We start from the raw sequence: 12,000 nt of genomic DNA, 5'->3' as shown, positions 1-12,000 counted from the left end.
GTAGTACCGTGCCTGATGTACCTGCATCCAGGTTTAATGTCCATACCATAAGTTGGCACAAGAGCATGCTGATTTGCCTGTATACAAGGCTTTTCGTCATAACTTAAAACAACAATGTTTTCATCATTCTCTTCTGTCACTTTGCAGAGCGCTCTATGAACACTGGTAATCTTAGCCTCATAGTCTCGATCAGTACTGAAGCAGTAAGAGCCAGATGGACGCCTTGCTATGCCGTGTTTTTTGCAGAACCTGCACATAGTTGACACTGATACCTTCTTAACTGCTGCAAGGCCTGCAAGTGTCCAGAAATCAGATGAACTGATTGAATCTCTGGCATGGTCGAACTCATCAAGGGATTTTATGTAATCAGGGCTTGTGAAGCAGAGCTCCTTAATCTCCTCAATAGAGTCAGTACTTAAAGATGGTGGACGACCTGATCGTGGACGATCACGTAAACCGTCAACGCCATGCTCTATGTATCTGCTAAGCCACCTTCTAATAAATTGTCTTGATTTTGAAGTAAGTCTGGATAATTCACAAATTGTTTTGGAGCGCATTGCGCTAATAACAACGTTACAACGTTCTTTAATACCGTGCTGGTCAATCCTCCTTGAGGAGGCCTGCTGAATAATGGCAAGTTCTTCACGATTTTGTTTCAAACGGGATTTTACTTGCTGTAAAATCGTTCCTGGCTGCTTATGCAGGGCATGGGCAGCCTGTGAATCAGGGCATTCTAGTTTTTTCATAAGCCCTGATTCTACTATATATTTGCAAATTACGATACGATTTTACTGCTAGTACTCAGTGGGTCAAAACTTTTGAAATCTGATACTAGCGGCCCAGTGGAGGTGGAGGAGGTACAGGGGTGCTGCTATTGTTGCGCAAAGATGCGGCGCGCAGGGCCTCTACATTATTCTGGGACTCGCAGGCGGCAGCAATGCCCAGATTGCAGGCACGGGCATAGTAGATACTGGCGTGGTCGAGATTGACCGGAGTGCTGTAATTTGGCACCTCGGCACCGCCAGTTTCGCACAGTCGGCCAAGGTACATGCAGGAAAGACCATTGTTTATTTTGCAGGCCTGCTCGAGCATGGCAATAGCTGTCGAAGTGTCCTGCTTCATGGCTATACCTGAGAGCATATTACTGGCATAAAGAGTACAGGCATCACCATTGCCCATCTGGCAGCCGGCATCAAGAAATCTGTTTGCTGAAGCATCATCGCCCTGGTTATGCAGCTGAACTGCATTGGCCAGACATACTGAGGAGTTGCCGGCAAAGCAGGCACGCTGAGAGAACTCAATAGCTCTGGTACCGTCACCTGCAGCTGTATAGTAACTGGCAAGGTCCATACAGGCATCAGGGCTGTTAAGCTCGCAGCCTTTTTCGTAGTAGGAGACGGAGTCAGCAGGTATGACGTTGGACTTTGGGTCTTTTGAAGCTGTATTGTGCTCCAGGGCAACCAGACGGCCTGCGTAATAGCAGCCCATGCCCAGATTGCTCTCTGACTTGCGCACATAATCAGGCTTGGCAAGAGCCAGATCACATGCCCTGGTGAACATCCCCCTGGCAGCATTCTGGTCTTTCTCTACACCACGACCCTGGAAAAGCATCAGGCCCGACATGGTGCAGCCAAAAGGGTCATCCAGTTCACAGGAGTGAGAAAGCAGCTTGTAACCATAGGCGTAGTCCTGCTTAGGGCTGCGATCATCAACGAAATAGTTGCCGTACATGCCAAGAGCATGCCCCCAGACAGTACATGCTGTCTTAAGACCACCTGTACAGGCCTTTTCAAGGTTGAAAGCGGCCAGCTTCATATTGATGTCAATATCAGTATTGTGGTCAATGGCAAGTGAGGAATAGTGAATACCAAGACGCTGACAGGCCTCCAGATCATTGGCGCCTTCACATTTTGAGGTAAGTTTCTTTATCTCAGCTGTTTCGAGAACAGCTTTGCCATCATGACTGTGAGCGTCGCCCGCTTCGTTAGTCTGACGGGCAAGGCTGGCACTGCCCAGCAGGCGCTGATCATTGAGTTCTACCTGACGCTGCATCTTTTTCATGTGCTCAGGATCGGCAAGATTAGCCTCAATCTGGGAAATAATCTTCTCAGGCTGAACGTTGGCCGGATTCTTAAGTCCGGTACCAGCATGGGCAAGACCACTGATAGCTGCACCAGAGATCACTGAGCAAAGCCCAAGGACCAGAAGGGAGGTTCTAAGTCCATTACTATTGGGAGCAGTTTTAATACCAGACATAATAAAAACCCTGAAAGTTAGCTAAGGATTCAGCATGTAACTGCGTCTTATGATTACCGGCAAAAAGACAAGGACAGTAAGGCAGCTACAAAAATCATGCCCATAACTCACGGAAAGGCGCATGATGAAAATAAGGCATGAAAGGCCAAAACGAGTCGGCTCATAAAGCTCTGACAGCCCTGACAACTCAGCCCCTCAGTATTACGCAGAGCTGATGTATCAGGAGCCTGATAACTGTCAGCACGGGGCGTATCAAGCACTGCTGTTCCCGGCGGGATTCCCAATTGCGGACATGGCGCAGCAGCCGTGCCCCTGATCAGAAATGACCTTTTGAGCCATGTCCAGACGGGGAGTCTGACGTAGCAACGGACAAATACGTAATGAGTACCTGACGTAGTACCTGAAGAAGTATCTTGCGAAGTGTCTGACAGAGTGTATGAGGCAGGTTCTCAAGGGCTGTCTCAATACCTGTTATATGTAGCGCATAGTACCTGATGTTACCGCAAAAGTGCCCGGTTGACGGCCCTATGAAGCATATTTGTCAGAACCCGTAATGGGCTTTAATCTCTGATATGGAAAAGACAAATGGTGCCCATGATGCCCAAGATGGGGCCTCAGGACAACCGGTTCTGTCCTTTATGGCAGTGTCTAATTACTGCTTCAGAGTTAGCTGAACACAGTGGAGCCTTAAACAGCCTGACCGCCTTTTACAGGCTTAAACAGGCTATCTGGATGCCAGTCTGTGCATGCTCATGACAAGGATGCAAAGCATTAACCGTACGTGAATACAAGGATGTGATTAACAGAGCTTAATCTCATTTCATTCTATCCTAAATACCCTGGGCAACATACAGAGAGCTGTCATTTAGTGACGACCAGCGTCCAGACATGTGATCCAGCACATCAATCCTGACCATAACAGTGTTAGCTTGTCAGCACCTCCATACCAGCCCGACGATAAAAACGCCTGAATACACGATGCCATATAGTCAAAGCGCCTGCTCACTAAAGATGCCAGATATAACATATAGCTCTAACAACTAAACCTTTACTGAAGCACGTATCAGGGAGCCTGAGACTAAAACCAGCCGCGCACGAAAAGCTTATGAACACTCGTTATACTGCCGGGGCGCCGCAACTGGTGGGCTGATTTGTCCGGTATGAGGCAGAAAAAAGGCCCTGCCAGTAAGTGGCAGGGCCCTGTGTGGAGTTTGAGTCGATTATTGCTCAGCAGCACTGCAGGCAAGCAGTCATCTCTGCACTGAGCTCATAATGAGCTCAGGTCGGGCTGAACTGCAGTGCGCCCTGCTCTGCCGCACAGAACTGTACGCACCGGCTATGCCTGCTGTGCGATGCATCAGGCCGCAGGGGCCATGGTGGTCAGCTGAGCTGAAGCGTAGTTGCCTGCACTGTTTACACTCCTTGAGGCATGACGCTGATGCATGGTTATGGCACCTGCTTTGTGTACTGTTGCCGCTGGTGAAGAGTGGTTAAATCCATGAGCTGATGCTGCACTTCCAGAGACAGAACCCGCAGACACACTCTTCAGGCTCTTAATGCTGCTTCCAGCAGCTGCAGAGGCTGACAGTAAAGAGCCTTTGCTGGAGCTGCCGGAGCCGCGCATTGCTGAGCCGCTGCCACTGGAGCTGCGCATGGAGGTCCCTGAGCTGCTGGAGCTGCCTGTAGCGGAGCTGCTGGAGCTGCCTGTGGCGGAGCTGCTGGAGCTGCCTGTGGCGGAGCTGCTGGTGCTGCTTGTGGCACTGCTGAAGGAGGCCGCTGTACGACTGACTGCTGCACTGCGGACAGCACTGCTTACAGGAGATGCCTGCTTATGGTCAGATGCTGATTTGATAAGCGCTGCAGTAACATCACGAAGGTGGCTGTTTGTATAGTCAGCTCCTGATTCATGCTGGGAAGCCATCATGGTTTCAATCATGGCACTGGCCGAGCCAATGTGCCTGTGATAACTGGTGGTGCTGCCAGCATATGAGCCAGCAGTCGCAGCGCTGCGGCCTCCGACACTGCTGCCTGCGCCAGTGGTCCCAGTGCCAATAGTGTTTGTACCAATGGAGTTCGTGCCAATGCTGCCTGCAGCACTAATAGCGGTATTTGTGCTGGTTGACCAGCTGCGTCCACTCATGGAGTATGTACCTTCTGCAGGTATGTCAGGCTGCTTAACAGCACAGCAGGCTGCATCATCCCCAGTATCAGTATTTGCATCGGAATCCATTCCATCCTTAGCATAAGCTGCAGCGGCCGCCATCATCTGAACCGTAGCCTCAGTCCTGAAGTAGCTGACGGCTTTTTGCATGTTGAATACTCTGTCTACAAGGTCATCAAGAGCACTGAGATTATCAGTAGTCATGGAGCTGATATGCTGACTGGTACTGGTAATGGAGCAGATATTCTTGGAGATTTCGCCTGTGGAGCAGTGCTGCTGCTCAGCTGAAGTCGAAATTCTGGTTACCTGATCATTAAGGCTGTCGACCTTGGCCACAATGTCATCAAAAATACTCTGAAGTTCATCGGCCTCATTGGCGATGGACTCAATATTGGCAACTGAGGCATTCATCGACTCAAGGCAGGATGAAGTGTTCTTCTGTACGCTCTCAATGGTAGCGCGAATCTGCGAAGTAGACCGGGCTGTCTGAGCAGCAAGTGCACATACTTCATCAGCAACTACGGCAAAGCCACGGCCTGCAGCGCCGGCACGGGCTGCCTCAATTGCAGCATTGAGGGCCAGCAGGTTGGTCTTGGAGGCGATATCTTCAATGGTAGTGACGATGGCAGAAATACTTCTGGAGTGATCGACCAGAGCAGCTATATTGTCAGCATCATTGCGGGTATTAACAGCCTGAGCGCGGATACGCTCAATAGTATTGCGTGCTGAGCTGATGCCATGGGATGTAGCATCATGAGTCTGCTCAGAGGTTACGGCAGCACTTTCACAGCTGCGGGCAATTTCGGCTGTAGTACTGGTCATCTCATTAACAGCTGAGGAAACATTCACAGCATGATTCTGATGCTCATGAAGCTCAGTGGAAATAGCATGGTCTGCCACAGAAATCTGATTGAGTCGGGCCACCACCTCAGTGGTCTGCTCGGCTACAGTGCCGATATGCTCGTTTATGGCGTTTTTCATGCGCTCAATGGCCATAATGAGCTCGCCAAACTCGTCGTGAGTCCTGGTCTTGATCCTGATATCAAGTTCGCCAGCTGCAATACGCTGAGCTCTGTCAGAGCAGTAACGCAGGTGAGACAGGATGTTTCCTGAAATGGCCAGAGCAATAACAATGCTGGCAATCAGAGAGGCAGTCATGGCAATGATGATGTCACGACGAACCGGGCTGTCAGCAAGCCTACCTGTCATATTGGTAATGCGCTTATGCTGACTGGCAATAATGGCTGAACAAATAGAGTAGGCCTGGTTGTTGAGCGGACCGAGGCTCTCGTTATACACAACAGAGAAGCCCTCTATAGAGCCAATAAGCAGCTGGGCCTTGGCTCGGGTACGGAAAATCCTGGCCCACTCAAGAGCCAGATTACGTGCCTTGTCCAGTTTTTCCTTGTCAGCATGGTTGCTGGCACGCATTTCTCTGATGTCAGCTTCAAAGATCTTGATTTCATCAATCAGAGCAAAGACAGCCTTAGTGCGCTCGCTCTGATCGGTAATGCGGCCTGAAAGGAAGTCATAGATTTTGTAATCAAGTGCGGCCAGTCTGTTCTGAACGCCACTTACCTGCTCATAATCACGTGAAAGCAGGGCATCAGTCTGCTCTACTACCTCAAGGGTATTGTCAATGAAGATTAATGAGCTGACCGAGGCAGCTGACGTCAGTATCAGCACGGAAAAGAAACTCAGCAGCAGTTTGGCACGAACCCTGAGGTTACACAGAAATTTGAGCATAAACAGTTCTCACTGCCTGAACCATGACCGTTGTGATTTAACCGGGATCAAGGTTCATACAGTCAGCAAGAGCCGTCCGGAACATATTTATGTCCTGGAGCAGGGGGCTGCAATACCTGCCATGAACAGCTGCATGAACGACAGCTTTGACATGACAGGACAGTTCCTGAGGAAGCTGAATTTACTTTCACCCGGTCAGGCCATGACAGGCTTGACCTTTTCTATAATAATTGTCCAATAGATGCGGCAGACAGCACACAAAAAAGCCACAATACGGGCTTTGCTGTTGCGCACGGCTAAGATAGTCGCGTCGCATAAAGGACAAATTGATTTTTTGTTAAATCTAGTCATACGTAAATCCTCTGTGCTCAGACCTAAGGACCATGCCCTGCATAGATGCGCACTTTCATGGCTTACAAAGGGCATATTGAATCAGGTAAAAATACACGAAAAAGATTTTCAGCGCCTACATCTGACAGGCCCCGGACTTTGCTCATTTCCAGAGCACAAGCTTCTCATCTCATCCCACCACGTCCCACCCTATCTTGTCATCCGCGCCCGTCATCCGCTCCTCTGCTCCCACCATATCACCACGGCTGTCTTCACAATCAGCCCGGCACGCCCTGGTAACAACAATCAAGAACGCAGGAGACATCCACCTGCTGCCTGTCAGGCTGGTATCCCAGTCGTACAGCCCGGCATATCGTATGTACTATCTTTCAAAGCCGAATAATCTGTGCTCATGAAGCTGGCCAGCACCTAAGACACTAAACCACCTCCCGCCCGAAAAGACAGCAATAAGAAAGGCTAACAGCACCTGACAATGCTTCAGGAAGAGCAGCAGGCTGACAAGGCGCCCTAAAACATGATGAATGAGGGATAACCTGTCCCAGCCAGCATGGCAGACCATTGACCTGTGGCTGCTGGTGAATGTCAGTTACCGAAATTGCCTTGCAAACAATGTTTGTGTTTCATGCTTCTCCTGCAACGACAACACCGGGCACGGACATATCGATACCGAAAGCTGCCCATGGTCTTGAAGATAACTGGGCTGAGATGGAGCACGCTCATCAAAGAGGGCAGAGCTCTCGTCAGAGGAGATGAAAGAAAAGGACAAGGAGAAGGAGCAGGACAATGACAAGGACAAGGACAAGGACAAGGACAAGGACAAGGACAAGGACAAGGATAGCATCGCAAGCACTAAACTCATGGGGACAGTCTGCAGCACAAACGACACTGCCATACAGGAGTCGCAATGGTGCACATGAAATGGCCATTTTCAGCTGTGTTTGAGACAAATATGCATTGATATGGTTTTGTTCACAGTGCATGCATGGCTGTGGTAGTCTAAAGACAGAACACCATGGTTACCTTTGCGCTCATCAGGCAGGCTATAAACCAACGTGCCGACCAGCAGCATACAGACATGGCATAGCCTGTCAGGCAAAGCATCATCTGACAGGTTTGGAATGGCCTGCCAGGAACAACATCTGCAGACAGTCATGCCATATGTCAACTGGCATGGCATAGCCTGTCAGGCATGGAATCTGCCTACAGACAGAGCTCTGCTCAGCATATATGTTCATACGAGTGAGCTGGGAAACCTGGTGTACAAGGATTTGATCAGACAGGAGAAACAGGTCTTGAAGTCATTAAACGATTCTTTCAAGCTCAGCAACGGCTACTCAATCCCATGCATTGGTTTTGGCACCTGGAAAGTAGCTACTGGTGAAAGTGGCGCCGAGGTAGTGCGCAAAGCCATTGAAAGTGGCTATCGTCATATTGATGGTGCAGCCATTTATGGCAATGAAAAGGACGTAGGAGCAGGTATTCGTGCCTCAGGCATTGCCAGAGAAGAGCTCTTTATCACCAGCAAGGTCTGGAATGATGATCGTGGCTATAAGACTACTCTGGCTGCATTTGATCGTACCCTCAATGATCTGGGACTTGAGTACCTTGATCTTTACCTTATTCACTGGCCGGCTTCATCCTCTCGCTTTGCCGACTGGGAGCAGATTAATCTTGACACCTGGCAGGCCATGACCGAGCTGTACAAGGCAGGTCGCATCAAGTCGATTGGTGTTTCCAACTTCCTGCCACACCACCTCAAGGCACTGCTTGGCGCTGAGGTAAAGCCAATGGTCAACCAGCTGGAAATCCACCCGGGTTACCTGCAGCGTGAAACCGTAGAGCTGTGCCAGAAAGAAGGCATTGTTGTTGAGGCATGGAGCCCTCTGGGACAGGAGCGCATATTCAACAATCCTCTGCTCATTGAGCTGGCTGCAAAGTATGGCAAGTCAGTAGCCCAGATCTGCCTGCGCTGGTGCCTGCAGCACAACACCCTGCCTCTGCCTAAGACTGCTACTCCATCCCGCATGGTTGAAAACACTCAGGTCTTTGATTTTGAAATCTCAGCCGAGGACATGCAGCGTATTGACGCCCTGCCTGTCACAGGTGAATCAGGCCTGTATCCTGATGAGGTTACTTTCTAAAAGTAACTCCTCTCACAGCTTGCCTGTCCTTAATATGCTCCAGCATACCTGCCCGCTACCGGGCAGGCGTAAAGCATGGCCAGCTCCACAGCCCCTGCCCTACAACGGCATCCCATGCCCTCACCGACAGGCAAGGCAGCCACATGGCACCTCCGCATGCAACGCACATGAACCTGCACCTGCACCTGCACCTGAAGGCCACAGACATGCGGTCGGCATACAAAAAATCATGCAGTCAGACCTGCATCCTGACCTGCATGTCTGGTACTAACGCAGCGCTCCGTCAGCGCTGCATGCCCAGCCGCTATTCCATCCTGCCCCGGTCCCGTGACCATGGGCCGCAATGCAATTTCGTTCCCGCCCTTTATCGTATTTGTCCATTTCTTCCCTTACATTCCCTTCACCTGTCAATACAGCTGCCTTAAGATTACACCTCAAGCATTTACCGCAGCCAGCGTCTTGCCCAGGCAAGGTGCGGCGCAATCATGCGCCTTGTTTCGTTCTCCCTGGTCTGCACGCCTTGATTAGTGCTCACTGGGTCATGCGCCTTGTTTCGTTCTCCCTGGTCTGCACACCTTGATTAGTACTCACTGGGTCATGCGCCTTGTTTCGTGCTCACTTGTTCACGCTCTTGATTCATACCCGAAGTTCTACAGAAGCGCTGCACAGCAGTTATGACCTGCTCAGTGGTACTTTATGTTGCTTCAGGCCCCGTTTACACACAGCATGAGCTGCCTGTCTATCCTGTCCAGTCCAGCATTAGTCACGCACAGGAAGACAGCCCAGGCGCTTCCTGAAGACAGGAGCATGTCCTGTCCTGATCATAAGCCATGACTGCACGCCTGCATTACCAGTTCTGTATGCGTCATTCGATATCAGGATACGCTATAAAATAATATGTACAAGCATTTTGTGCATAGGGAAGACAGCGGGCGATGTGACTTTGAGCATGAGCAAACAACTGAAAATTCTGATGGCATTGTTCAGAAATTAATCATTGAAAAAATTCAATCCAAGTCAGGGCAGCTAATGATAATAATTATCATTGCATGAAAAATGTGCAGCAATTTTTATGATTTTCTAGATATGCAAAAGCTGCATGTAAATGGGATTTTTACACCCCGTATGCATCGTAATGGATAGCCAATATAAGCGATTTATCGCTGGAAAATTTCTAAAAAAATACTTGCATATGGCCATAACACTTAGATACAATCAGCAGCAAGTCGAATGCATATCTAGACAGCTGAAGCTGACACAGCAGATTCAGGTCTCATAAAGAGAAAAGTCCACAGCATTCAGGCTTGAAAAATAAAGACCGCACCCCTGAAACTGCGGCAATTGTCATAGCAACAGGCAATCAAACAGACCGCGCTCTGCAAAGCGCTTTAGAACACAATGTTTTGCTACTCAGGCACCCGACGAACTTATGCCTCCAGCGCCTTAACACGACTGGCTGGAACGGCAGTAAGAAAGGACTCGAGAGCCTTGCTCTATGGAAAATGGATAATGAAGTTATCTGCGTCCAGGAAAAAAGCATCACTTTCCACATCACACAAAGTACGTCTGGGTGTGCTGCTCGTTATAGCCTTAGCTGTAGGAGGTCAGGAAATTATGTCACGCTCTGATAACAGCGCACATGGTCTGTACAGAAACTCTGTCAAATGCACATTAACTGCAGCCGACTTCACTGAGACTGACCGTGCCCTTATGAGAGTTCCTCACAGCACGCAGTCACAGTGTACCCGCAGCTGATAAAGCAGACTCGTTGCACATTAACCAGTTAAATATGCGGCCGTAAGGCCCACGGGGCCCCAGAAGGGCAGCCCGGAATTTCAAAAAGCAAAAGTTGCCGGTCTTACGTCAGGCCGGCTGCCAGCTTAAACCGATTAGCATGTGACATGGGCCCACTGCCAGGCAGATGGGCCCTTTTTTATGCCTGTTATCAGGTTTTTCCCACAGGTCTCCCTCCCAGACAAAGCCGCAGAGCTGCAATCCCTCCCTCTGGACAGCCCCAGCCTGCAGGCATGCTCCCTGTTTCAGTCTGATCTGGATGGCTGATCTCCCTATCCCCCAACTGCAGCACCTCATACCGACACACGGCAGTCCCTCTCCACAAAGCATAACATGCTGCAATCCCTGCAGAACAGGCATTCAGCCAGGCAGGCAGGCGGCATTCAAGACTGCACAATATGGCACCAGGCCGCGTTCTACTGTACAGCCTGAGCAGGCAACGTTGTGCTGTGTCGTTTCACCAGACAGCGTTCTGCTGTGCTGCCACACCAGCCCGCTGCCCTCAAAAGCTCATACAAATGGCAAAACTCCTATCCTGCAATGCAAGTAAATCAGATTGAACACTGACAAGACATAGAGCCTCAGAGCGGCTGAATACCTGCAATAAAGGCTTGAACAGCCTTGCACCGGCTGAGATCAACCAGTGAACAGCTCAAATATTACAGGCATGAAGCCTCAAACCATAAAGCTTAATGTCCTGGGACTGAGTCACGGTGAATTATGTTCCTTAGCCAGTGATAGTTCTGGCATTTCTGGCAGTGCCTGAGGCGCATGCGGCCATGGTATATGAAGGGAAGAATTGGAGCTGAAAGCGAATGAAAGTCCCATTTTCAGAGGAATGTGACAGCTCGTGCCTGAGCTAAGTTGAAAATGAAGATTCATGGTGAATTCCTTATGCTGAGTTGCGCTCTTTGCTGAGCGCAGTAACTGTTATCAAATACGGCACCGCAAGCGGTAGCCCCCAATTATCTCAGGTCCGCATTGGCGGCCCAGAATGTTATCTCATGCAGCAGCACGCGGCTGCCGCGCCTGTTATCTAAGACCCGTACTGGAGGGCCGTTCTGTCATCTCATGCTACAGCAAGTGGCTGCAGCGTCTGTTATCTCAGACCCGCACAGGCGGGCCGTTCTGTTATCTCATGCTTCAGCACGCGGCTGTCGCGCCTACCTGTTATCTCAGACCCGCACTGGCGGGCCTTACTGTTATCTCATGCTTCAGCACGCGGCTGCCGTGCCTCTTATCTCACTTGCAGCGCGGCAGCTGCCGGTACTGTTATCTCATGACCAGCCGGGCATGCGTTGCCATGTCTCATTTTGGGCCCGGGACAATGGTCTTGATCTGCTGTCATGTGTTTGCCGGGCCTTTTGGGATGCATGCTCATGCTTAAGTCATTTTTGCTGTTATTACTGGTGCATTGGCCTGTCTTTAGAAGCTGTAGCTGACGCGGAAGCGGGCTGCAGCATCGTTCTGGGCAAATATTGGGGCTGTGCCAATTGCCTGGCTCAGGTCGAGCTCGGCATTGATGCCATATCCTGACCAGTTGAGGGTCAC

At 50.2% G+C, this 12,000-nt stretch carries 6 protein-coding genes; 3 read left to right on the top strand and 3 right to left on the bottom strand.

The window, feature by feature from the left end; all coding sequences use genetic code 11:
* From MXE39_RS12370 to MXE39_RS12360, 3 genes are all read right to left on the bottom strand, one after another.
* Nucleotides 1-746, bottom strand: a 746-nt coding sequence (locus tag MXE39_RS12370) for a helix-turn-helix domain-containing protein (RefSeq protein WP_246978300.1), incomplete at its 3' end; no start/stop codon positions are given.
* Between the two features lie 85 nt (nucleotides 747-831).
* Complete coding sequence (locus tag MXE39_RS12365) at nucleotides 832-2,256, bottom strand: tetratricopeptide repeat protein (protein ID WP_246979005.1); 1,425 nt, start codon at nucleotides 2,254-2,256, stop codon at nucleotides 832-834.
* Nucleotides 2,257-3,613: 1,357 nt separating this feature from the next.
* Entirely contained in the window at nucleotides 3,614-6,163 is a 2,550-nt protein-coding gene (locus MXE39_RS12360) for a methyl-accepting chemotaxis protein (protein ID WP_246979006.1), read from the bottom strand.
* A gap of 1,100 nt (nucleotides 6,164-7,263) precedes the next feature.
* Between MXE39_RS12360 and MXE39_RS12355 the strand changes: the two genes are divergently transcribed.
* The 3 genes from MXE39_RS12355 to MXE39_RS12345 all read left to right on the top strand — a co-directional run bounded on the left by MXE39_RS12355 (nucleotide 7,264) and on the right by MXE39_RS12345 (nucleotide 10,410).
* Complete coding sequence (locus MXE39_RS12355) at nucleotides 7,264-7,431, top strand: hypothetical protein (RefSeq protein ID WP_246979007.1); 168 nt, start codon at nucleotides 7,264-7,266, stop codon at nucleotides 7,429-7,431.
* A gap of 375 nt (nucleotides 7,432-7,806) precedes the next feature.
* The gene (locus MXE39_RS12350; RefSeq protein ID WP_246979008.1) at nucleotides 7,807-8,655 is read left to right on the top strand and encodes an aldo/keto reductase; all 849 of its coding nucleotides are present in this window, start codon (nucleotides 7,807-7,809) and stop codon (nucleotides 8,653-8,655) included.
* Nucleotides 8,656-10,164: 1,509 nt separating this feature from the next.
* A complete protein-coding gene (locus MXE39_RS12345) occupies nucleotides 10,165-10,410 on the top strand; it encodes a hypothetical protein (protein WP_246979009.1) in 246 nt (81 codons plus the stop codon).
* Nucleotides 10,411-12,000 lie beyond the last annotated feature (1,590 nt).

The sequence above is a fragment of the Anaerobiospirillum sp. NML120511 genome (assembly GCF_023050955.1).
In the GTDB taxonomy this organism is placed as follows: Bacteria; Pseudomonadota; Gammaproteobacteria; order Enterobacterales; family Succinivibrionaceae; genus Anaerobiospirillum.
The sequence above is the reverse complement of the archived record's forward strand: the minus strand, read 5'-3'. Positions and strand labels throughout refer to the sequence as shown.